Here is a 24,125-nt window from a genome sequence, read left to right on the forward strand (position 1 = left end):
GGCTTTTTTATGTTGAATTTTAGGCTGTTTCTCTGTTGCCGAAAGGCCTGATGCCTATCAAAATCAATACTGACAGAATCAGAATAGCCAATTGCGCTGCTAATCCTTCCCATGTGGAATAAACGCCAATCCAGGATAAGGTAAAGTCAATTGGGAAAGACGATATGCTGATTAAATCAGCTTCTTGCAATGCCGCGACAGCTTTACCAATCAGAACAAAGGACAGTGCCAGCATCAGGTATGTGCTGAAAGTGAAGAATTTTCTGATAGGTAAACGTAAAGAGTATTTAATAATGACCCAGAACAATGCGGCCAATATCACTGTGGCTGTTATGAAACCGGTAGCGATAGACATTGACTGAGAGGCTGCTGATTGCGTCATTAAGGCCTGATAAAACAGTACTGTCTCAAACACTTCACGATAGACAGCAATGAAGGACAGTCCAGCTAATCCCCACAATGTACCTGTGCTTAAGTGGCGGTGAATATGCTGATTGATGTATGCCTGCCATGCTGCGGCGTTGGTTTTACTATGCATCCAGAAACCGACATAGAATAGAATGACTGCGGCCATCAGTGCACCGACACCTTCCATAATTTCACGGCTGGCACCACTGATACTGATCAGGTTTTGAGCTGCCCACCAGGTAGCTACACCAGCAAACAGGGCAAAAATCCAGCCAGCATGAACATATTTCACTGCATCACGACGCTCTGTTTTCACTAATACTGTGACCAGCGCCAGCACAACCAGCATGGCTTCCAAGCCTTCACGTAACAGAATAACCAAGCTGGCAGTGAAAAGCGTTGAGTCGGAAAGGGTATCAGCAGAGAGCATTTCTTGTGCCTGGCTCAACTGTTGATTAGTTTGTTCAAGTAAAGAGGTCAGTTCGTCTTGTTTCTCAGACTGGCTTGTTAACTGCCTGAACGCCATCATGGATTTTTCAATATCTTTTCTTAATTTTGGATCGTATGCATCCAGCGCGTTTTCAGCGAGTTCAAACCCATCAAGATAGGCACTAACAGCTAAGCCTTGAGCGGTTTTATATTCGCCTGCCATATAGCTTTTATGAGAAGCATTAAGCTGCTGTTTAGCCATGGCGAGAGGGTCGTTAGAAGCGAAAAGTGGCTGAGGGTTTGAGCGAAGTTCTGCGACGGTTTGGTTATCCAATGTAGGATATTTGTTTAATAAGGTATTCGGGCTGTTACTGACAAAGTCTTGAATGCTCATACCTGCAGGAACAGTGGCGAGACCTTTATTATCCTGAAACGCTATGCTGCCAGCATAAAAAGCCAGAGACCAACGTTGTTTTTCGTTCAGGTGGCTCAGTGCGACCATTGCTGTGCCGTCGATACCATTAGTAATGGCATCGTACAAACCGATTAAAGACCGGTTCATCGCACGTTCTTTGTCGGTAAAATCAGTTGGGGTTGGATCAAGCGTAGCGGCAAGTTCACCATTACCCTGACCCTTAGCACCGTGACAGGCACTACAATTTTGCTGATAAAGGGCTTGAACCTGCTGTAGAGGTAATAATTCGCTGGGTAATGAAACGGCCGGTGACAGTTTGATCAGAATATTACGCAGTTCAACCGTAATAGGATGAATCACATCCGGGTTCTGTTTGTCAGCAACAGCCTTTTGTAATTTTAGGGCAGCTTCTACAGCGTCCTGACCATTTTCCAGTTGACGCGTTTTTTCTACAGCAAGTGCAGAAAATTCTGTCATCTCACTGTATTCAGCCTCATTGATGACTTCCCCATTAGCTACAGCAGCACTGTAGTCAGCGCCAATATACTCAGCCATCTGCATCAGCTGACGTGTATCACTCTGAGCATCGTTCGCATGAGCCGTATATATAAATGAGAAGAACATTATCAGACTGATAATGAGACCTGAGGTTTTACGAAGGTCGAGTTTAAACACGTTTTTAACCGCTCCAGCTTTGGTTGTTAAGTCGATGTATTACTTAGTCAAGTTCTAAATGAGAATCATACTCATTATAAACGTTACTGACTATTACGAGTCAATGATTTCTTAGATAAGACTGACGTAAAGAAGTTCTCAATGATGAGTAGAGCGAAAAGTAATATATCAACAGCGCTGTTATAACTCGTTATGAGAGGCTTTAGCTTGTGTATGTGAGGTACAGAAAGTGATAATGTGATCATTTATGACGATTTGATGACAAGATGATGAAGAATGTAATTAAGCTGGATTCGCTCGATAATGCGCCTTTGCAAACGGTGCCATTTCCTTATTTTAAAGTAGAAGAGTCAATATACCCTGACTATATTCAGGGCATCATTAACAGCTTTCCTGATATTCCAGATGGGGGAAGTTACAATGTGGATGATGTCGTATTAGATGAACCATTCAAGTCACTCATTGAATCGATTGACACACCTGAATTCCGCCGCATTATCTGTGAGAAGTTTGATGTACAAGTGATGGATTTGCCGATGATGATCACGCTCAGAGGCTATTCCAGACAAAAGGATGGCCGGATTCATACCGACTCCAAAACCAAAGTGGCCACTATTCTGATTTATCTGAATGAAAAATGGGAAGCAGACACGGGTAAACTTCGGGTCTTGAATAACGGACATGATATGGATGATTATGTCGATGAGATAAGCCCGGGACCTGGCACGTTGCTGGCATTTAAAGTGACTGACAATTGCTGGCATGGCTATCCGGCCTTTGAAGGTAAGCGTCAGTCTATACAAATCAATTTCCTGACCAGTGCCGCTGCGGGAAACAAACATCGATTCTTTCACCGCTTGAGTGCAAAATTGAAACGCTTAGTTTCACGCAGAAAGTGAATTAATTTATTTCTAAACGGTTTTTATATACACGGACACACCGTAAAAATTAACCTAAGCTAATCTTTATCAAGATAGTGTGATGCTATAGTATCAATGAGTAAGACGATATCAGAGCGCATACACGAATAAAGGGAGAAGCAGGTTTTATGGGGGACACGGTTGAGCAGATGTATATCGCACTGATCAGTGTGCATGGGCTCATACGAGCTGATAATCTGGAACTTGGCAGAGATGCTGATACTGGAGGACAAACCCTCTATGTGCTGGAATTGGCTCAGGCTCTCTCTGAATTACCCAATGTCTCTCAGGTGGATCTTGTTACCCGCCGCATTATCGATAGTCATGTTGATGCTGATTATGCTGAACCTATTGAAGTGGTGAATGAGAAGTTCAGGATTGTCCGGATTGATGCTGGTCCTGAAGAATATATTTATAAGGAACAGCTTTGGGAACATCTGGACGGGTTTGCTGATAACCTCGCTGATTTTTTCAGAAAGCAAGATCATATTCCTGATTTGATACACAGCCATTATGCCGATGCCGGTCTAGTTGGATCTCACGTTGCCAATCTGTTGGGGATTCCGCTGGTCCATACCGGCCATTCACTTGGTCGAGTGAAGCGGAGACGCTTATTGGCGAGTGGCCTGACGACCGAGCAAATTGAGTCGCTCTATAATATGACTCGACGCATTGAGGCGGAAGAGATTACCCTAGCTACCGCGGAGCGAGTCATTACCAGTACTCATCAGGAAATTGAAGAGCAGTACGAAATTTATGATTATTATCAGCCTGATCAGATGCGTGTTATCCCGCCAGGCACCAATATCAAACAATTTAAGCCACCAGAAGGTAATGAGTTAGAAACTGAGCTATTCGGTAAATTAACCCACCAACTTGTTGAACCCAATAAACCGGTGATTTTAGCGTTATCCCGACCAGATAAACGCAAAAATATTGCGGTGCTTATTGAAGCTTATGGTGAGTCGGAAAGATTGCAACAACTGGCTAATCTGGTGATTATTGCGGGTAACCGTGATGATATCGATGATCTGGAAGCCGGTGCACAGGAAGTATTCCATGAGCTTCTTGTGGCAATTGATCGTTATGATCTGTATGGCAAAGTCGCTATGCCTAAGCATCACAAACGTGAACAAGTCCCGTTAATGTATCGCATTGCTGCCGCATCAGGTGGTGTGTTCGTGAATCCGGCACTGACAGAGCCATTTGGTCTAACCTTGATTGAAGCCGCTGCTTCTGGCGTGCCGATTATTGCGACCGAAGATGGTGGCCCACGGGATATTATTGGTAACTGTCATAATGGTATTTTGATTGACCCGCTAGAAACGTCAACGATTACTGACGCTTTACTGAAGCTGCTCACCGATAATGCGCTTTGGAATGACTATTCCAGTAACGGGTTGGAAGGTGTGGCCAAATGTTATTCATGGCAGGCTCACGCCAAGCGTTATATTGAGTTGGTTACACCACTGGCTCAACGTGCTGAATTATTACAACGTCAACCGCTTGAAAGAACCAGCCATGTTTATGCAGAACAGGCAATTTTCACTGATCTGGATTTGAACCTTATCGGTGATGATGTGTCGTTACATAAACTCATTAATCTGATTCGTGAGAATCGGAAAACCACGAAATTTGCTATTGCTACAGGTCGAAGATTGGATGTGGCATTAAGAATGATGAAAAAACATCAGATTCCTGAGCCTGATATTCTGATTACCAGTTCGGGGACTGAAATTTATTACGCACCGAAGTTAACGCCAGATACCTCGTGGGCTCAACATATCGATTATCACTGGACGCCCCATAAGGTTCGTCAATTACTTGATGATTATCCTGGTCTGGAGAAACAGCCAAAAGCAGAACAGAGTCGATTTAAATTAAGTTATTACATTGATCCTGAGCAAGCTGATATAGAAGAGATAAAGCGGCTGTTACATCAGGAAGAACAATCCGTGCATGTACAGTTGGCATTTGGGCAATATTTAGACATTTTACCCATTAGAGCATCAAAGGGGATGGCTCTACGCTATGTTGCCGATCATTGGCAAATACCACTTGAGCATATTTTTGTGGCCGGTGGTTCTGGCGCCGACGAAGATATGATGCGCGGCAATACGCTCGCCGCTGTTGTGGCTAACAGACATAATGAGGAGTTATCACAATTGATTGATACTGACCGGATTTATTTTGCTGATAAACCATTTGCCGCCGGCATTTTGGAATCGCTTGAGCACTACCAGTTCTTTCATCAGGCAAAAACAAAGAAAACATCATGATGACACCCGCTAAAGTTTTACTGTGTACTGATATGGACAGAACCATTATTCCCAATGGTTTTCAGCCGGAACCTGCTGATGCCCGTAAACGCTTTTCAAACTTTTGTGAACGTGAGGATGTGAAGTTAGCCTATGTGACCGGACGTCATGTTTCTTTAGTTAAACGTGCGATTAAAAACTATGCTTTACCTGTACCTGATTTTGCGATTACTGATGTTGGCACCAAAATCTATCAAATAGGTAAGGGCAGCTGGCAACAGATGGCGGATTGGGAAGCCGAAATTGATAAAGACTGGAACGGCAAAACGCATGCACAACTAAAACAGATTTTACGGCCCATCAAAGAGCTACGCTTACAGGAAAGTACCAAACAAAACACACATAAGTTAAGTTATTACTTGCCGCTGTATATGGACAAAGACACGATCATTGCTCGTATCGAAGCGTTTTTGAAAGATGCTAATGTGGCGGCCAGTATTCTCTGGAGTGTCGACGAACCCAAAAATATCGGCTTATTAGACGTGTTACCGGAACATGCAACCAAACTGCACGCCATTGAATTTTTACAACAAAAACTGGGCTATAAACTGGACGAAGTTATTTTTGCTGGCGATAGTGGCAATGACTTACCCGTACTGACCAGTCATATACCGTCAGTTTTAGTCGACAATGCCAGTGCAGAAATCAAACAAGCTGCGCTGGAGTTATCAAAACACAATGGCAATGTTGAGGCCTTGTTTCTGGCAAGTAGTAGCCACAGTGATAATAATGGTAATTATTCGGCAGGTGTGTTGCAGGGAGTGGCGCATTTTGCACCGCATTTTTTTACGCCAATCAATAAAGAAACATCATCATGAAATCATCAAGCAAGCTAACTATTTTTGGTGAAGCCTTATTTGATTGTTTCCCGACGGGGGAAAACGTATTAGGGGGCGCGCCGTTTAATGTCGCCTGGCATCTTCAGGCATTAGGCGATTACCCCCTGTTTATCAGTCGGGTCGGCAAGGATGAGTTAGGTGACATCATCTTGTCAGAAATGACCAGTTGGGGAATGACGACCAAAGCGATCCAGCAGGATAGTGAACATCAGACAGGGCGGGTGGATATTCGTATTGAGAATGATGAACCCATTTATACCTTTGCTGAAGATAATGCCTGGGATTTTATTGACTTATCTGAAATACCTACGCAGGACATATCTGGTTTCTTCTATCATGGTACTTTGGTTGCTCGCCGTGATATTGCCAATAGAACACTGGAAAAACTGACAGAAAATCCTTCACTGGATATTTTTGTTGATGTGAATTTACGTTCACCCTGGTGGCAAAAAGAAGCTGTATATCACTGGCTCGAACAAGCAAGGTGGGTAAAACTGAATGAAAGCGAGCTATACGAACTCGGATTTCATTCTGCTGATTTGCATCAGGATATGACCCGAATGCATACGCATTTTCATCTTGACCAGTTGATCGTGACCAGAGGTGAAAAAGGCGCGATAGTTCGCGACACTGACGGTGTTTTTCATCAAGTTGCACCTTCATATCAAGAACAAGTGGTGGATACCGTGGGTGCTGGCGATGCTTTTACTGCGATGTATATTCATGGTTTACTGGCTGGTTGGGATATTGAAGAAACATTGGAAAAAGCCCAAGCTTTTGCATGTCGTGTCGTCACACAGCGTGGTGCCATCAGTAAAGATCCTGATTTCTATAAATAACGCTTATTCAGAATAATTCAAACAAGGTTAAGCATGTACGAGCAGCAAGCCCACACATTGTTGAACGATATCCTCAATGAAATTGAGGCCGGTATTTCAAAGCAGGATTTACGCTATTTCTATACGCGTTTGGGGGCGAATTTTTACGCCATACATTCGTTATTTGAGCGTTTGTATGGGCATCGTGATGACTTCAAAGCCCAGTCGCAGAAATTAGTTGAAGCCATGGCATGGCAGTATATTCGCCGTCCGGAAGATTTACGTCAGAAAGATATTGAACGTGAAGCCGACCATAACTGGTTTTTGAGTCAAAAATGGGTGGGCATGGCTCTGTACAGTCATGGCTTTGCCGGTAATTTGCAGGGCATGAAAACTCATCTGAATTACTTCCAGGAGCTGGGCGTCAACCTGGTGCATATCATGCCCATTATGCAATGTCCGAAAGGCAGCAGTGACGGTGGTTATGCGGTGAGCGATTTCCGCAAGATCGATGAGCGTGCCGGCAGTCTTAAAGACTTAAACGAACTCGCACGCAGTATGCATGAACGCGATATTTTGCTGACGATGGATGTGGTACTGAATCACACCTCCGATGAACATGAGTGGGCGCAAAAAGCACGACAAGGTGAAACCAAGTATCAGGATTATTACTACACGTTTGAAAACCGCAATGTGCCTGATATGTTTGAGCAAAGCATGCCTGAAGTGTTTCCAGAAACATCACCGGGTAATTTTACCTGGGATGAGGAAATGCAACGTTGGGTGATGACGGTGTTTAATAGTTATCAATGGGATCTGAATTATTCCAATCCCTCTGTGTTTATTGAAATGCTCGACGTCATTTTGTTCTGGGCCAATCAAGGTGCTGATATCCTGCGTTTAGATGCGGTTGCCTTTCTTTGGAAAAAAATTGGTAGTACCTGCCAGAATGAACGTGAAGCTCACTTGATTTTGCAACTGCTCAAAGACTGTTGCCAGGTGGTTGCTCCCGGTGTTTTATATATTGCTGAAGCCATTGTGGCTCCCGTTGAAGTCACCAAATACTTTGGTGAAGATGCGGTGATTGCTAAAGAGTGTGAGATTGCCTACAACGCGACCTATATGGCGTTAATGTGGGATGCCGTCGCCACAAAAAATACTAAATTACTTAATCAGGGTATTAAAAGCTTGCCAGTGAAACTGGAAAGAGCAACATGGCTGAATTATATCCGCTGCCATGATGATATCGGTTTAGGTTTTGATGATCGTGATATTGAACTGGTTGGTTACCAACCGGCACAACATCGTAAGTTTTTGATTGATTATTACATGGGCCGTTTTGACCATTCACATGCCAGAGGCTTACCGTTTGGTGAAAATGAGAAGACCGGGGATGCACGTATTTCAGGTTCATTAGCCTCACTGGTTGGACTGGAATATGCCTTGGAGCAGGGTGATCCACAAGCCATTGAAGACTCGATCAATATTATCTTGTTATTACATAGTTTGATTATGTCGTTTGGTGGTATACCACTTCTATATTACGGGGATGAAGTGGGTACGACGAACGATATTTCCTACCTTGATGATCCCTACAAAAAAGGCGACTCACGTTGGGTGCATCGTCCTGTTATTAATTGGGATAAAGCCGATCTGCGAAATCAGCCCGGACACCCACAATATGAAATATTTACCGCCTTAAAACGGATGATTGCTGTTCGTAAAGAAATTGATGTGTTTGCTGATTTTAATAATCGGGAATTGATCGATGTGGGTAATGAGCATCTTTTTGTCTTCGAACGCTATTGCATTCAACAGCAGCATCAACGGGTTCTGGTAGTGGCGAATTTCAATGGTAAACCCCAACATCTGAATTTAGATGAACTAGGTAGCTGGGGCAATCCACAGAATGGGCAGCTTTATGATTTGTTTAGTGGCCAGCGTCCGGATTTGTTTAAAAATGCATTGGTCATACCGGCTTTTAGTTTTTATTGGCTACAAGAGAGCTAAGTTTATACATTCATTGATTTTGCTAGCTTCACAAAATATCGACAATAAACCGTCTAGTTTTGCAGTCAGGGTATTGTTGCTTATTAGGAGTAGAAATGTATAAAACCGGCTTATACTGGATTCAACATGATCTCCGTATTCACGATAATGCAGCGCTTCTGGAAGCAAGCCTAAATTGCGAACAGCTCATTTGTTTGTATTGTTTTGATCCTACCTGGTTCAGACAAAGTCGTTTGAATGCAAGATCCATGGGCGTTGTGCGTCGTCAATTTCTCAATAAAACCCTGCATGATTTAGGCAAAGAATTAAAGAGTCGCGGGCAACGATTGATTGTAATGACAGCGGATCCCGTTTCGGCGATTTCTGTTCTGATAAAAAATCATGATATTGATGCAGTTTACCGCAGTCATCATGTAGGGGTTTTTGAAACCCGGCAGTGGCATCACCTTAAAGTCGATTTTCCCCGTACGGTATTTCATTCTGTTTGGACACATACTTTATTTCGTCCCGAACAATTACCCTTTTCGATAAATGATTTACCAGCGACATTTACGGATTTTAAAGAGTTCTGCGAAACTATTGCCATTGATAAACCCTTAGCTATGCCACAATGGTTAGCTCCTCCTGTAAAAGCGTTGACTGGCTTATCGCATCAAACTGAAACAGATTATGGCGAGTTAATAAAGGGCTTTGGTGGTGAAAAAACGGCACTCGATCATCTTGAGCAATACTTTTCATCTGATTTACCAGCAAATTATAAAACGGTAAGAAATGAACTCGATGGCTGGGAAAACTCAACAAAAATGTCGGCATGGTTAGCCTGTGGTGCATTATCGCCACGTAAGCTGGTAGCGCGATTGAAACGCTATGAGACTGAGAAAACGGCGAATGAATCCACGTATTGGATTTATTATGAGTTGCTGTGGCGTGAATATTTTCAGTGGTATGCCCAGCGTTATCAACATAAGTTATTCAAAGCTGAAGGGATAAACAAACAAAAAATATCTTGTTGTTTTTATCCTGAGCGTTATCAGAAATGGTGCAATGGCAATACGCCATACCCAATCGTGAATGCCTGTATGAAACAACTTAATCAAACGGGCTATATGTCTAATCGTGGTCGTCAGATTGTCGCCAGCTGTTTTGTCAATGAACTGCAATTAGACTGGCGTTTCGGTGCCGCCTATTTTGAGCAGCAATTGATTGACTATGATGTTGCTTCAAACTGGGGTAATTGGCAGTATATTGCTGGAGTAGGGGCTGATCCCCGTGGTGGCCGTCATTTCAATCTGGACAAGCAAACAGCTACTTATGATGCAGAAGGTCACTTTATTCGACAATGGAAAGGCGAAGCGAATCCATACCCGCTTGATTCAGTTGATGCGGCGGACTGGCCGATCATGCCAAACAAGGATGAATAAATAACCGTATTCAGTCTGACTGCGTATTGAGTTCATTTAAGAAGCATTGCATACTCAAATCACTGCTTGCATACAGTGGAGGCCATTGTGATGACTAAAGCAATTTTGTTTGATATCAGTGGTGTTTTATATATTGATGGTCAGCCTATACCCGGTGCGGTAGAACTGATTATGATGCTGAGGCAGCACTCGGTCCCGATGCGCTTTGTAACCAATACTTCACGTTCAACCTGCCAGTCTGTATTTGATGAACTTATTCGGATGGGTTTTGATATAAAGCCAGAGGAAGTATTCACGGCTCCGGTGGCTATGAAAAGCCTTTGCCAGGCGAAGGGGTATCGCCCGTTTTGTCTTATCCATCCTGATTTAATGCCCGAGTTTAGTGACTTAGATCAAAGCCGACCGAATGCCGTGATTGTCACCGATGCCGCAGATTTATTTAATTATGAACAATTAAATCATGCTTTCTCATTATTGATGGATGGCGCTGTGCTTCTTGGGATTGGACGTAACCGATATTTTAAAAGTGTTGGTCGTTTACAGCTGGATGCAGGGCCGTTTATTCAGGCACTGGAATATGCGGCAGATGTGAAAGCTCAGATCATTGGCAAACCCGATACCCGTTTTTTCCATGAGGCGGTGTCATCGCTTAACGTCAGACCTGATGAAGTTATAATGATTGGCGATGATGTGGCGTCAGATGTTATTGGTGCTATTGATGCAGGTCTGCAAGCTTGTTTAGTTCGGACAGGTAAGTTCTTACCTCAGGATGAAGCCAAGGCAAAAGCATCCAATGCCCTGATTGCCAACTCGGTAGTTGAGGCGGTCAATCAGGCATTTGATTTAGATTTTTAGACGAGTTTTGCCCAGAGATCGTATTCATCAGCTTCTTCGAATTCGACATCAACGATATCACCGACTTTTAAGTGGGTGGCACCATCGATAAATACTTGGCCATCAATTTCTGGTGCATCTGCTTCACTGCGTCCGACAGCACCTTCTTCTACCACTTCATCAATGATAACCCGGCCTCTACGTCCCACTTTTAACTGTAGTCTGGCGGCACTGATTTCAGCCTGATGTGCCATAAAGCGGTCAAGACGTTCCTGTTTTACTTCTTCAGGAATTTGATCCGGTAACTCGTTTGCTGTGGCACCATCAACCGGTGAGTAAGCAAAAGCACCCACCCGATCCAGTTGGGCTTCAGTGAGAAAATCGAGTAATTCCTGGAACTCTTCTTCCGTTTCGCCAGGAAAACCAACGATAAAAGTACTGCGTAAAGTAATGTCAGGACAAACTGCACGCCAGGCACGAATACGTTCCAGGTTATTTTGTGAGGAAGCAGGTCGTTTCATCAATTTCAGAATACGTGGGCTGGCATGCTGAAAAGGGATATCCAGATAAGGCAGGATTTTCCCTTCAGCCATTAATGGCACCACATCATCAACATGAGGGTAGGGATATACGTAATGCATTCTTACCCAAACTCCCAGTTCCCCCAAGGCTTCGGCAAGGTCATAAAAACGCGTTGCACGCTCACGACCATTCCACTCATGAGTCTCATATTTCACATCTACACCATAGGCACTGGTGTCTTGAGAGATCACTAAAAGCTCTTTGACGCCAGCGTCAGCAAGGCGTTTTGCCTCAATCATGACATGATGAATCGGGCGGCTGACCAGATCGCCACGCATAGAAGGGATAATGCAGAAAGTACAGCGATGATTACAACCTTCAGAAATTTTCAGGTAAGCGTAGTGACGCGGAGTTAACTTGATTCCTTCAGGTGGAACCAGACTGACGAAAGGATCATGTTGGGGAGGCAAGTGTTTATGAACTGCGCTGACGACTTCTTCTAAGGCATGGGCGCCGGTAATTTCTAAAACCTGAGGGTGTTTTTCGCGAATGGTGTTGTCACGGCTGCCAAGGCAACCCGTTACAATGACTTTGCCATTTTTAGCGATGGCTTCACCAATACTACCCAGAGATTCTTCAACAGCAGAATCAATAAAGCCACAGGTATTCACGACAACTAAGTCAGCATCATCATATGTTGGCGTAATGCTATACCCCTCTGAACGGAGCTTAGTGATGATTCGTTCGCTATCAACTAGGGCTTTTGGACATCCGAGGCTAACGAATCCAACTTGAGGTGCTTTCATGTGAGTTACCAATTATCAGAAAGAGGGTATTTTAAATAAACTTTATTGATATAGCTTGTATCACTTCAACTAATTTTAAAGAATAAAAATAAAAATACTTAATAACTCAGAATGTTACGCATTAAACTATTGTGAACACTTAAGTTACTTTGATGAGCTGCCGATATAGGTATACGCAATATGTATTTACCACTCATTTTTATCAGGGTGAAGCACAATGAAAAAAAATCTGCCAGTCACAGATAAAGAAATTACCTTCGATAATCCGCTGATTTCGACAACTGACCTCAAAGGCATCATAACGAGCTTTAACAGAGAGTTTGAGTACGTTAGTGGTTTTTCTGCTGATGAATTGATGAACGTGAATCACAATGTCATTCGTCATCCAGATATGCCACCGGCTGCATTTGCTGATCTCTGGTCTACCGTAAAATCGGGTAAACACTGGATGGGGATGGTCAAAAATCGAACAAAGACTGGCGATTTTTACTGGGTAGATGCGTATGTCACGCCAATTTTTGATGGCGATAAAGTAATTGGCTATGAGTCTGTTCGTAGTAAACCCCAAAAACAAGAGATTAAGCGTGCACAACAGCTTTATAAACAAATTAACGAGGGTAAGAAGCCTAAACTCGGTAACGTCTTCACACGACTGTCTCTAAAAAATAAAACCACATTATCAGTGGTGCTCAGTAGTATTGTGGCCAGCGTTGTAAATCAAATCAGTACCATTCAACAATTGCCCTTTTATCTGCCAGTGGTTATTGCGGTATTAGGTGGCCTGGCATCGTTTCTGTTACTCAAAAATTGGGTCTTTGCATCACTGGATAGAGCCATAAAAGAAGCTAATGATGAGGTCAATAATCCCCTGATGGGTATGGTGTATACCGGTGCTGATGATGAAGTTGCTCAACTGGTATTAGTGAATAAACTGCTGCAGGCCAGACTGAATACTATTTTGGTGAGAATGAAAGATTCTGCTGGCAGCATTGATAAGTCGGCCGGCGATACCTATCAGTCTCAACAATCAATTATGGAATCGATTAATTCTCAGGCATCACAAACTGAGCAAGTGGCGACAGCCATGACGGAAATGTCTTCCACAATTCAGGAGCTGGCACGTAACGCCAGTCTGGCCTCTCAGTCAGCGAATCAGGTTGATGACTTAACCCAACAAAGCATGACTAAATCTGAAACCGCCGTGAAAGGCTTAACCAGTTTAGATAGGGCATTTGATACTATCAGTGACTATATTAAAACGCTGGAATCGGACTCCAGTGCGATTAATCCTATCGTAGATGTGATTAGTAACATTGCAGAGCAAACCAATCTATTGGCCTTAAATGCGGCGATTGAGGCTGCAAGAGCAGGTGACCATGGTAGGGGATTTGCTGTTGTCGCTGATGAGGTGCGTTCATTGGCGACACGAACCCAGGAATCAACCCAAGAAATTTCAAACCTTATTTCAAAACTGGATAGCTCTGTCGTCAAAGTGGTGAAAGGTATGGAAACGACAAAAGATACTGCCTCCTCAAGCCGTCAGGATATTCAAGGGTCTATTGACTCTGTGAGCTCTATTAAAGAGAGTGTGGAGAAACTGAATGAGCTTAACACCTTGATTGCGACTGCCGTTGAAGAGCAGAGTGCAGTGAGTGAAGACATTAATAAGAATGTAGTCAGAATTAGCTCTGATGCCGAAATGGTGGTGAGCAATGCTAATAAGGTAAATGTACACGCTGAAAATCTGGCGCAGGAATCACAAAATCTACTGAATATGATTACCCGTTTTTCATCTCGCTAATAGGTCAGGTGAGTCTGTTATGCACCATTACGGTGAGCCTGAGAATAGGGTTGTGCCATTATGGTGCGGCTTGTTAGGTAGATATAAACTTAGCTTGAACTGCTAAGTTTATGATCAAACATTAATTATTCTGATTGTAGTTAAACTGGCACGGTATCTGCGTTACAAGTTCTAAGTGCTGAGGTGGTTTACCAACTACTGTCGACTAAAATAAGGTTTCTAGGGTTCCGATCAACGATGATGTCTGGACCGAGAGTAACCGACCTTCACAGTGAAGGTTACACGGAGGGATAAAAGCCCGGGAGATTGTTTTTTGTAAAACATCTCTTGCACCGTGTTTCTAACTAACTGTGAGGTAACTTCATGAAGTTCTCCATTCTTCGTTTTTTCAGCTTCTTGCTGCTTTCTTTCTCTCTCCTTATCGTTCCCTTCTCAGCGAATGCTGAACAAAAAGATAAATTCAGTATTGCCTGGACTATTTATGCAGGCTGGATGCCGTGGGACTATGCGGCGAATGCGGGCATTGTAAAAAAGTGGGCGGACAAATACGGTATCGAAATTGACGTAGTTCAAATCAATGACTACGTTGAATCCATCAACCAATATACGGCTGGTCAGTTTGATGGTTGCACCATGACGAATATGGATGCGCTCACTATTCCTGCTGCGGGTGGTGTCGACTCTACCGCATTAATTCTTGGTGATTTTTCTAATGGGAACGATGGCATTGTCCTGAAGGGCGAAGGTAAAACCCTGAAAGACATTGAGGGCCAAAACGTTAATCTGGTTGAGCTGTCTGTTTCTCATTATTTATTAGCTCGTGCTCTAGATACCATTGGTTTGAGTGAGCGTGATGTCAGAGTCGTGAATACTTCAGATGCCGATTTGGTAGCCGTGTTTAACGCAGACGACGTGACTTCTACCGTCACTTGGAATCCACTGTTATCTGAAGTGGCTGCCATGCCTAATACCTCAAAAGTATTCGATTCTTCTCAAATTCCTGGCGAAATCATCGATATGTTAGTGGTCAACACTGACACCCTGAAAGATAACCCTGATTTTGGTAAAGCCTTAACCGGTGCCTGGTATGAAATCATGGCGCGTATGGCGGCTAAAGATACCGATGCGCTGACCTTTATGGCTAAAGCCTCAGGCACTGATTTGCCGGGTTATGAAGCACAATTGGCTGCGACCAATATGTTCTATGAAGCAAAAGATGCCGTGGCCTTTGCTCAAAGCAAACAACTGCCTGAAACCATGAAGTATGTGAGTGAGTTTTCATTCGAGCATGGTTTATTAGGTGAAGGTGCGATGGATGCTGGCTTTATTGGTATTGCTTATCCAGATGGCACTGTAGTCGGTAACTCAGCGAACGTTAAGCTGCGTTTTGATTCGTCTTTCATGTCTATGGCGGCTGACGGTTCTCTGTAACCGTCATTTGCCAGAGAATTATTATGAAACGACTTATCAATCAACAGCCGAGTAACGCTGGGAAATGGTTATTAGGTGCTTTACCTTTTATCCTGATTTTACTGGCTTATCTGGTGGCATCGAATGAGCGCTTAGCGGTGAATCCTAATGATAAGCTGATGCCTTCCTTCGAAGCCTTTGGTCATGCCATTCATATGATGGCATTTGAACCCAGTAAACGTACTGGTGAATACCTGTTATGGGCCGATACGCTGGCCAGTTTGCAACGGCTGGGGATTGGCGTTGGTATCAGTGCGCTTATCAGTCTTATCGTTGGAATTCTGATTGGGATTATTCCTCTACTGCGTGCCAGTTTTGCACCAGTGGTCACCGTTATATCTCTGGTACCACCATTAGCGATTTTACCTATCTTGTTTATCATTTTTGGTTTAGGTGAAGTCGCCAAAATTACGCTTATTGTGCTGGGTATCACCCCATTTTTGATTCGTGATGTGCAATTACGTGTCATGGCGTTACCTGAAGAATTGATCATCAAAGCACAAACATTAGGCGCCTCAACCTGGCAATTGATTGTACGAGTAGTCTTACCTCAGGTATTACCAAAACTGATTGATGCAGTGCGTTTAAGTCTGGGGGCGGCCTGGTTATTTTTAATTGCCGCAGAAGCCATCTCGGCAACAGAAGGGCTTGGTTATCGTATCTTTCTGGTCAGACGTTATCTGGCGATGGATGTGATTTTGCCCTATGTATTGTGGATTACCTTATTGGCCTTTCTGACTGATTATCTATTACGTCGTTTGTCCTTATATGCCTTCCCGTGGCAGCAGACTGAGGGAGGGGCTAAATGAACAATATCGAGCTGAAAAAATTATGGAAAGAGTACGGCGATAATGTCGTTCTTGAGAATATCAATCTGACGGTGAGAGCAGGCGAGTTTATAACTCTGGTGGGCGCATCAGGCTGTGGTAAAACCACATTTCTGAAAATGCTGCTGGGAACCGAGAAACCCTCTCGAGGTGAATTATTACTGGATGGTGATCCCATCCGTGATGAGCCCGATGCTGACCGGGGTATTGTCTTCCAGCGTTACTCTGTTTTCCCTCATCTTAATGTGATTGAAAATGTCATGTTGGGTGTGGAGTTTGGTCAGTCCAGATTATTGGGCAGATGTTTTGGCAGCAAGCGACGACAGGTTCGTGAGCAAGCCCAGGAAATGCTTGAATTGGTTGGGTTGGGGCATGTGGCGAATCAATATCCGACATCACTATCTGGCGGTATGCAGCAACGGCTGGCCATTGCGCAGGCCTTAATTAAACAACCGAAAGTATTATTGCTGGATGAGCCGTTTGGTGCGCTTGATCCAGGCATTCGTTCTGATATGCATGCCTTGATTTTAGATATCTGGCAAAAAACCGGCATCACCATTTTCATGATTACCCATGACTTAACCGAAGGCTTTTATCTGGGAACACGCTTATTAGTGTTTGATAAACACCGTCAAGACCCAGATAACCCAAACCGTTATGGGGCCTCTATTACCTTTGATATTCCGGTGGGTGATACACGCAAATCCACTTTAGAAGACATTTCAAACACGATGAAACAAAAGCAGGAAACACCATGAGTGATAAACAAAACGATCTGATATATGAGGATACATTGCCTGGTGGCACGCATTGGTCAATGTTAGTAAGAAAAGGGACGACACTGCGGCTGATTGATAACGAAGGTGGCGCTAATGTCGGTATGTTGTTTTATAACCCGATGAATAAACTGGAGCGTTATAACGCGCCGGATACCTTGAAATGTCAGCATACCTTTAAGCTGACCAAAGGCCATTGTTTGTACTCAGATATGGGGCATGTGTTTTGTTCCATTATCGATGACACCGTTGGCTGGCACGATACCGTTGGCGGCAATCTCACCACGGACAATATGAAAAAACGCTGGGGTGACAGAAGTTATCAGGAAGCCGGTAATGACTGGACCTTAAGCGGCGAGCATGCTTTTTTGGTTGAGCTGGCTAAATATGGCTTAAACCGTCGTGATATGGCAGCCAATCTCAACTTATTCAGCCAGGTCAAAACCGACGCTGAAGGCAATATGCAGTTTGTTGAAAACAACAGCAAAGCGGGTGACTTCATCGATTTACGCTTTGAAATGGATACCTTGGTGTTATTCCACACCTGTCCACACCCGATGAATACAGCCGATGCCTATCCTAAACATGCTGTCACCTATCAATTAAGAAAATCTGCTCCGGTGACGGAAGATGACGAGTGTTTGAATCACTGCGCTGAAAACCAGCGTGGTTTTGACAATAACCGTCTATACCATCAATGCGGTCATCACCATTAATGAGCAAAGGATAACGTTGTGATTAAAGAAAGTAACCTAAACCCTGAACAAGCCAGCTACCGTGAAGAAGTGTTAGCAGGTGATTACTGGATGCATGAACTGAAAGCGGGTCAAACACTGCGTATTGTCGATTTATATGGTAATCAGGCCGCTGATACTTTGTTTTACAGTTTAGCGGATCCCAGTGAGCGCTATAGTGCGATTGATACCCTTCGTGAGCAAGGTAATGTCTACCTTACTGCTGGCACAACATTGTTGTCGAATCTTGGCAGACCCATGTTAGAGATCACTGCTGATACTTGTGGACGCCACGATACGCTGGGCGGTGCCTGTGCAACAGAATCCAACACCGTGCGTTATTCGCTGGAGAAAAAAACCATGCACGCATGCCGTGATAGCTGGATGCTAGCGGTAGCCGAAAACGAGCACTTTGGTGTAAGTAAGCGTGATATCACTCATAACATTAACTTTTTTATGAATGTGCCTGTGACTGAAGACGGCCATTTGACCTTTGCAGATGGTATTTCTGAAGCGGGTAAATATGTGGAAATGACAGCAAAAATGGATGTGATTGTGTTGATCTCTAACTGTCCGCAATTAAATAACCCATGTAATGCTTATAACCCGACACCGGTTGAAGTGGTGATCTGGGGGTAATACGGATTATGTTTCGGGACGACCTGAAACAGCGCTTTATTAGCTGGGACGACCCAGATAGGAATACCCATCATGTTTAAGAAAGTTTTAATTGCTAACCGGGGCGCCATCGCCACACGGATTACTCGCACCTTGCATGAGATGAATGTTAAGGCAGTGGCTATATATGCCGAAGCCGATCGTGACTCATTGCATGTCAGTGCTGCAGATGAAAGCTACTCACTGGGCGAAGGCCGTGCCAGTGAGACTTATCTTAATCAACAACTTATCATTGATATAGCGAAACAGACAGGGGCTGAAGCGATTCATCCTGGTTATGGTTTTCTGAGTGAAAATCCGGGCTTTGCTCGTTTATGTGAGCAGAATAATATTGTCTTCCTTGGCCCCACAGCAGAGCAGATGGAGTCATTTGGTTTAAAACACAGCGCTCGGGCATTGGCAGAAGAAAACGACGTACCGTTATTACCAGGCACGGGCTTATTAAGCTCACTTGATGAAGCCGTTGAGCAAGCCAGCCAAGTTGGCTATCCGGTGATGCTGAAATCAACGGCTGGCGGCGGCGGTATCGGTATGAACCGCTGTGATGATGAAGCTTCACTGCGTCAGGCGTTTAACTCTGTAAAAAATCTGAGTGCCAATAACTTTTCCAATGATGGGGTATTTCTGGAGAAATTTATCACCCGTGCTCGTCATATCGAAGTACAGGTAATGGGTGATGGTGAAGGCCATGTACTTGCTCTGGGGGATCGGGACTGTTCCAGCCAGCGTCGTAATCAGAAAGTGATTGAAGAAGCACCAGCACCGAATATTCCTGACGATGTCCGTGCTGATATGCAGGAAGTGGCGGTCAGATTAATGTCAGCGATTCACTATCGCAGTGCCGGCACGGTGGAGTTTGTCTATGACGCCGATAATCAACAGTTTTACTTCCTGGAAGTGAATACCCGTTTGCAGGTTGAGCATGGGGTTACGGAAGAAGTCTATGGTGTGGATCTGGTTCGCTGGATGGTGGAAGTCGGTGCTAAAGAATCGCAGTTACCTGCCACTGCGCCTGAGCCAAAAGGCCATGCGATTCAGGTCAGACTCTATGCTGAAGATCCGCATAAACAGTTCCAACCATCTTCGGGCTTACTGACAGAAGTCATTTGGCCTAAGAGTGACGCGATTCGTGTCGATTACTGGGTGAAAGCCGGTATTGAAGTTTCACCATTTTATGATCCGATGCTGGCGAAAATTATCAGCCATGCTGATAGCCGTGAACTGGCCCATCAGAAATTATTGGCTGCCTTAGATGAACTGCAGGTCTATGGCATTGAGACCAATGCTGATTATGTCGGTCAGATTTTACAAGATGAGGCGTTTTTAAACGCTGCGGTCACTACACGTTATCTGGATAGTTTTGTTTACCAGCCTTCGACTATCAATATCTTGTCTCCAGGCACGATGACAACCATTCAGGATTACCCTGCACGTGTCGGCTACTGGGATATCGGTGTTCCACCATCAGGTCCATTCGACAGTTTGTCTTTCCGTCTTGGCAATCGTTTATTAGCTAATGATGAATCCTGCGCGGGGCTGGAGATCACCTTGTCTGGTCCTGAGCTGAGTTTTAATGTCGCAACCAGCATTGTGGTGACGGGTGCCGAACTGAGCATTGAGTTAAATGGTGAACCACAATCCGCATGGCAAGTTATTTCAGTAAAAGCCGGTGACAAGCTGAAATTAGGACAGGTCAAAGGTGCTGGCGCCAGAGCCTATCTATTAGTGGCTGGTGGTATTCAATGTCCGGAATATTTAGGTTCACGTTCTACGTTCACTTTAGGCCAATTTGGTGGTCATGTAGGGCGGACGCTGAAAACGGGTGATGTATTACATATCCTGCCTGAACAACCGGTTTCTGATACAGCCACACTAGCCCAGGATTGTCAGCCTGAAATTCAACATCACTGGGACATTCATGTGGTGTATGGGCCGCATGGCGCACCGGATTTTTTCACTGATAGTGATATTGAGATGTTCTTTAATACGGACTGGAAAATACACTACAACTCCAGTCGTACCGGTGTGCGTTTGATTGGCCCAAGACCGGAGTGGGCGAGAACCGATGGCGGTGAAGCTGGCTTACATCCTTCTAATATTCACGATAACGCTTACGCGGTCGGGTCTATTGATTTTACTGGGGATATGCCGATTATTCTGGGCCCAGATGGCCCCTCGCTGGGTGGTTTTGTCTGTCCGGCAACTGTTATCACGGCAGATTTATGGAAGGTAGGGCAGTTAAAAGCCGGTGATACGGTGCGCTTTGTGCCGGTATCGATTGAAACAGCGAACGCCTTAGAACGTGCACAAAACCAGGCGATTGATGGCCTCAGTCAACAAGTTGTGTCAGTAGATACTGCGGTTATCGATACACCTGTGCATGCTATCAGCAAAGATGCGTCAACCGGTATGGATATCACTTATCGACTGGCAGGCGATCATTATCTATTGGTGGAGTTTGGTGAGCAAACTTTAGATATCAATCTTCGGTTTAAAGTGCATGCCTTAATGCTGTGGTTACAGGAACAGGCGGTGACGGGCATTTTAGAACTGACGCCAGGTATCCGTTCGCTACAGGTTCACTATGACAGCATGGTGTTATCACTGGATGAGCTGATGGCCGTGTTAAAGCAAGCAGAAAAAGATATCCAGCATGTGGATGACTTAGATTTGCCTACCCGGATTGTGCATATTCCGATCTCCTGGGATGACGAAGCTTGTCGTCTGGCCAGTGAAAAGTATATGCAGTCGGTCAGACAAAATGCGCCTTGGTGTCCTGACAATATTGAGTTTATCCGCAGAATCAATGGGCTTGATTCCGTTGATGACGTCAAAAAAATCGTGTTTGATGCCAGTTATCTGGTGATGGGGTTGGGCGATGTCTATCTGGGGGCCCCCGTAGCGACGCCGATGGATCCAAGACACCGTCTGGTGACGACGAAATATAACCCGGCCAGAACCTGGACAGCAGAAAACTCGGTCGGTATCGGTGGCTCCTATTTGTGTGTGTATGGCATGGAAGGACCCGGGGGCTATCAGTTTATCGGACGGACTCTGCAAATGTGGAATCGTTACGAGAAAACCAAAGAGTTCACGCAGCCCTGGTTATTACGCTTTTTTGACCAAATTCGCTTTTATGAAGTCAGCCATGATGAGTTAATGCAGATTCGTCGTGATTTTATTCATGGTAACTATGAATTAAAGATTGAAGAAACCCGTTTCAATTTAAAAGACTACAACGCGTTTATCGAAAAACATCAGGCTGAAATTGATGCCTTTACCGCGACACGCCAGCAGGCGTTCAACGAAGAATTAGAACGCTGGAAGCGTGATGGTTTATTACATTTTGATAGCGGTGATCAGCAAGCGGAGGTCGATGAAGCCTTATTGCCATTGGCTGACAATGCTATTTCGGTGGATAGTCCATTAAATTGCAGTATCTGGAAGATTGAAGTGGAAGAGGGGCAAGACGTGAAAGAAGGCGACACCTTAATGATTTTAGAAGCGATGAAAATGGAAATCCTGGTGACCGCACCACAAGCCGGCAAAGTCAGTTCTCTCTCCAGAAAACCCGGCTCACAGGTAGGGATGGGCGATCGTTTATTAGTACTGGAGGTTGAATAATGTCAGAACAAAATATGACGATTGCCGCGCTACAACAAGCTTATAAAGACGGCACGCTGACACCCAAACAAGTGATTAAAGATGCTCTGGAGCGTTGTGAGCAATACCTTGATCACAATATCTGGATTGAATTATTTAGTCTCGAACAGCTTCAGCCTTATCTGGATGCCTTAGATGACAGCAATATGGTAGATAAGCCGTTATATGGGATTCCTTTTGCCATCAAAGATAATATCGAATTAGCGGGATTTCCTGTGACGGCAGGTTGCGAGGCGTATGCGTATACACCGGACAAATCTGCCTTTGTTGTTCAGCAATTAATTGATGCCGGTGCCATTCCACTGGGTAAAACCAATCTGGATCAATTTGCCACTGGCTTAGTCGGCGTGCGTTCACCTGAAAAGTGGGGGCCTTGCCATAACAGTTTTGATAAAGACTATATTTCAGGTGGCTCCAGCTCGGGTTCCGCAGTAGCAGTGGCATTAGGTTTAGTCAGTTTCTCATTAGGTACTGATACCGCTGGTTCAGGTCGGGTACCAGCCGCATTTAATAATTTGATCGGGTTAAAACCGACCAAAGGCTTATTGAGTACTGATGGTGTTGTACCCGCCTGTCGCAGCCTGGATTGTGTGTCTATTTTTAGCCTGACTACTGATGATGCCAATACGGTGTTTAATGTGGCTGCGAAATTTGATCAAAATGATGCGTTTGCTAGACCTAACGTCGATACCAATAAAGGCAATTACGGCAAGTTAGACAATATCACCTTTAATTTTGCGGTCCCACAGGCAGAGCAACTTAACTTTTTTGGTAATGCTGAATACGCCGAGCAGTTTGAGAAAGCGGTCAAACACCTGGAAAACTTGGGTGGTAAGAAACATATTATCGATTTCGAACCATTCTTCACGGCAGCCAGACTGCTTTATGAAGGCCCTTGGGTAGCTGAACGGCGTGTGGCAACAGAAGGTGTCGACAGACACGCTATGTTGCAGGTGATTCAGGATATCCTGGCGACGCAGGAAGAGGCACGTGCAGATGATCTGTTTAAAGCCGAATATAAGTTACAAGCTTGCCGACAGCAGGTGAGGGATGTGCTTGCGTGTTACGACTTTATTCTCACGCCTACTGCCGGAACAACCTATACCATTGAACAAGTTCAGGCTGATCCCATAAAACTCAATAGTAATCTGGGTCATTACACCAACTTTATGAACTTGCTTGATTGCAGTGCGATAGCGGTTCCGACCGGCTTCATTACTTCGGGCTTACCCTTTGGTGTGACCTTGTTTTCCCGTGCGTTCAGTGATGCCAGATTATTAACCTTTGCCAATTTGATGCAGCAATCACTGCGATTACCACTGGGCGCAATAGAGCTTGAATGCCCGGATTCTTCTGCATCAATAGCTGGCACTGGTGATCGTATTACGCTGGCGGTGTGTGGTGCGCATTTACAAGGCCAGCCGCTGAATTATCAATTAACAGAACGTGGCGGCGTCTTTTTAGAGAAAACGGTGACGGCCAATGCCTATAAGCTTTATGCCCTAGCTGGCGGCCCGCCAATGCGGCCTGGCTTAGTAAGAGATAAACAAGGAACAGCTATTGAGATTGAGCTCTGGTCGATACCAACGGCAACGCTGGGCTCATTTCTGGCAGGTATTGCCGCGCCTTTGGGCTTAGGTAAGTTAGAAGTGACAGACGGCCGTTGGGTTACAGGCTTTATTTGTGAATCTTATGGTTTAGATGATGCGATGGATATTACCGCTTTCGGGTCATGGCGTGAGTATTTGCTAAATAAATAAG

General features: G+C 44.5%; 17 protein-coding genes and 1 riboswitch. Of the genes, 15 read left to right on the top strand and 2 right to left on the bottom strand.

What is annotated here, in order from left to right:
* Positions 1-19: 19 nt before the first annotated feature.
* Complete coding sequence (locus QQL60_RS03695) at positions 20-1,927, bottom strand: cytochrome c/FTR1 family iron permease (protein WP_007145432.1); 1,908 nt, start codon at positions 1,925-1,927, stop codon at positions 20-22.
* A gap of 266 nt (positions 1,928-2,193) precedes the next feature.
* Between QQL60_RS03695 and QQL60_RS03700 the strand changes: the two genes are divergently transcribed.
* The 7 genes from QQL60_RS03700 (at position 2,194) to QQL60_RS03730 (ending at position 11,108) form a co-directional block, all read left to right on the top strand.
* On the top strand, positions 2,194-2,826 hold the full coding sequence (locus tag QQL60_RS03700; RefSeq protein ID WP_007145431.1) for a 2OG-Fe(II) oxygenase: 633 nt from the start codon (positions 2,194-2,196) through the stop codon (positions 2,824-2,826).
* Between the two features lie 149 nt (positions 2,827-2,975).
* A complete protein-coding gene (locus QQL60_RS03705; RefSeq protein ID WP_284722458.1) occupies positions 2,976-5,126 on the top strand; it encodes an HAD-IIB family hydrolase in 2,151 nt (716 codons plus the stop codon).
* Positions 5,123-5,983, top strand: coding sequence for an HAD-IIB family hydrolase (locus tag QQL60_RS03710; protein ID WP_284722459.1), 861 nt, complete (start codon positions 5,123-5,125; stop codon positions 5,981-5,983). The genes QQL60_RS03705 and QQL60_RS03710 overlap by 4 nt, the downstream gene beginning before the upstream one ends.
* Entirely contained in the window at positions 5,980-6,843 is an 864-nt protein-coding gene (locus QQL60_RS03715) for a carbohydrate kinase family protein (protein WP_007145428.1), read from the top strand. The genes QQL60_RS03710 and QQL60_RS03715 overlap by 4 nt, the downstream gene beginning before the upstream one ends.
* 33 nt (positions 6,844-6,876) lie before the next feature.
* Complete coding sequence (locus tag QQL60_RS03720) at positions 6,877-8,832, top strand: alpha-amylase family glycosyl hydrolase (protein WP_007145427.1); 1,956 nt, start codon at positions 6,877-6,879, stop codon at positions 8,830-8,832.
* Positions 8,833-8,927: 95 nt separating this feature from the next.
* Positions 8,928-10,253 carry a DASH family cryptochrome gene (locus QQL60_RS03725; RefSeq protein WP_007145426.1) on the top strand — a complete coding sequence of 442 codons (1,326 nt, stop codon included), beginning with the start codon at positions 8,928-8,930 and terminating at the stop codon, positions 10,251-10,253.
* 90 nt (positions 10,254-10,343) lie between these two features.
* Positions 10,344-11,108, top strand: coding sequence for a TIGR01458 family HAD-type hydrolase (locus QQL60_RS03730; RefSeq protein WP_284722460.1), 765 nt, complete (start codon positions 10,344-10,346; stop codon positions 11,106-11,108).
* On the opposite strand, the gene rimO is transcribed toward QQL60_RS03730, so the two are convergent.
* Entirely contained in the window at positions 11,105-12,415 is a 1,311-nt protein-coding gene (gene rimO / locus QQL60_RS03735; RefSeq protein WP_007145424.1) for a 30S ribosomal protein S12 methylthiotransferase RimO, read from the bottom strand. The genes QQL60_RS03730 and rimO overlap by 4 nt on opposite strands.
* A gap of 217 nt (positions 12,416-12,632) precedes the next feature.
* Here rimO and QQL60_RS03740 point away from each other — a divergent pair, with 217 nt between their 5' ends.
* The 8 genes from QQL60_RS03740 to atzF all read left to right on the top strand — a co-directional run bounded on the left by QQL60_RS03740 (position 12,633) and on the right by atzF (position 24,124).
* Entirely contained in the window at positions 12,633-14,216 is a 1,584-nt protein-coding gene (locus tag QQL60_RS03740) for a methyl-accepting chemotaxis protein (protein ID WP_007145423.1), read from the top strand.
* A 208-nt stretch (positions 14,217-14,424) separates the two neighbouring features.
* Positions 14,425-14,523: riboswitch (guanidine-I (ykkC/yxkD leader) on the top strand.
* Positions 14,524-14,579: 56 nt separating this feature from the next.
* Positions 14,580-15,647: a putative urea ABC transporter substrate-binding protein gene (locus tag QQL60_RS03745; RefSeq protein WP_007145422.1), complete on the top strand. Its 1,068-nt coding sequence runs from the start codon at positions 14,580-14,582 to the stop codon at positions 15,645-15,647.
* 23 nt (positions 15,648-15,670) lie between these two features.
* Complete coding sequence (locus QQL60_RS03750; protein ID WP_007145421.1) at positions 15,671-16,495, top strand: ABC transporter permease; 825 nt, start codon at positions 15,671-15,673, stop codon at positions 16,493-16,495.
* Entirely contained in the window at positions 16,492-17,271 is a 780-nt protein-coding gene (locus tag QQL60_RS03755) for an ABC transporter ATP-binding protein (RefSeq protein WP_007145420.1), read from the top strand. The genes QQL60_RS03750 and QQL60_RS03755 overlap by 4 nt, the downstream gene beginning before the upstream one ends.
* Positions 17,268-18,005, top strand: a complete 738-nt coding sequence (locus tag QQL60_RS03760; RefSeq protein ID WP_007145419.1) for an urea amidolyase associated protein UAAP1 — start codon at positions 17,268-17,270, stop codon at positions 18,003-18,005. The genes QQL60_RS03755 and QQL60_RS03760 overlap by 4 nt, the downstream gene beginning before the upstream one ends.
* 18 nt (positions 18,006-18,023) lie before the next feature.
* On the top strand, positions 18,024-18,662 hold the full coding sequence (locus QQL60_RS03765) for an urea amidolyase associated protein UAAP2 (RefSeq protein ID WP_007145418.1): 639 nt from the start codon (positions 18,024-18,026) through the stop codon (positions 18,660-18,662).
* A gap of 72 nt (positions 18,663-18,734) precedes the next feature.
* Positions 18,735-22,325, top strand: a complete 3,591-nt coding sequence (gene uca, locus QQL60_RS03770) for an urea carboxylase (protein WP_284722461.1) — start codon at positions 18,735-18,737, stop codon at positions 22,323-22,325.
* On the top strand, positions 22,325-24,124 hold the full coding sequence (gene atzF / locus QQL60_RS03775) for an allophanate hydrolase (protein WP_284722462.1): 1,800 nt from the start codon (positions 22,325-22,327) through the stop codon (positions 24,122-24,124). The genes uca and atzF overlap by 1 nt, the downstream gene beginning before the upstream one ends.
* The last annotated feature ends 1 nt before the right edge of the window (position 24,125 follow it).

Source organism: Methylophaga thalassica (genome assembly GCF_030159795.1).
Classification (GTDB): Bacteria; Pseudomonadota; Gammaproteobacteria; order Nitrosococcales; family Methylophagaceae; genus Methylophaga; species Methylophaga thalassica.

Bases quoted from the DNA above. Each gene is read 5' to 3' on its own strand.
- QQL60_RS03740 (WP_007145423.1), top strand. From the start codon at position 12,633: ATGAAAAAAAATCTGCCAGTCACAGATAAAGAAATTACCTTCGATAAT.
- QQL60_RS03715 (WP_007145428.1), top strand. From the start codon at position 5,980: ATGAAATCATCAAGCAAGCTAACTATTTTTGGTGAAGCCTTATTTGAT.
- QQL60_RS03750 (WP_007145421.1), top strand. From the start codon at position 15,671: ATGAAACGACTTATCAATCAACAGCCGAGTAACGCTGGGAAATGGTTA.
- atzF (WP_284722462.1), top strand. From the start codon at position 22,325: ATGTCAGAACAAAATATGACGATTGCCGCGCTACAACAAGCTTATAAA.
- QQL60_RS03725 (WP_007145426.1), top strand. From the start codon at position 8,928: ATGTATAAAACCGGCTTATACTGGATTCAACATGATCTCCGTATTCAC.
- QQL60_RS03720 (WP_007145427.1), top strand. From the start codon at position 6,877: ATGTACGAGCAGCAAGCCCACACATTGTTGAACGATATCCTCAATGAA.
- QQL60_RS03755 (WP_007145420.1), top strand. From the start codon at position 16,492: ATGAACAATATCGAGCTGAAAAAATTATGGAAAGAGTACGGCGATAAT.
- QQL60_RS03745 (WP_007145422.1), top strand. From the start codon at position 14,580: ATGAAGTTCTCCATTCTTCGTTTTTTCAGCTTCTTGCTGCTTTCTTTC.
- QQL60_RS03730 (WP_284722460.1), top strand. From the start codon at position 10,344: ATGACTAAAGCAATTTTGTTTGATATCAGTGGTGTTTTATATATTGAT.
- QQL60_RS03710 (WP_284722459.1), top strand. From the start codon at position 5,123: ATGATGACACCCGCTAAAGTTTTACTGTGTACTGATATGGACAGAACC.
- rimO (WP_007145424.1), bottom strand. From the start codon at position 12,415: ATGAAAGCACCTCAAGTTGGATTCGTTAGCCTCGGATGTCCAAAAGCC.
- QQL60_RS03700 (WP_007145431.1), top strand. From the start codon at position 2,194: ATGATGAAGAATGTAATTAAGCTGGATTCGCTCGATAATGCGCCTTTG.
- QQL60_RS03705 (WP_284722458.1), top strand. From the start codon at position 2,976: ATGGGGGACACGGTTGAGCAGATGTATATCGCACTGATCAGTGTGCAT.
- QQL60_RS03760 (WP_007145419.1), top strand. From the start codon at position 17,268: ATGAGTGATAAACAAAACGATCTGATATATGAGGATACATTGCCTGGT.
- uca (WP_284722461.1), top strand. From the start codon at position 18,735: ATGTTTAAGAAAGTTTTAATTGCTAACCGGGGCGCCATCGCCACACGG.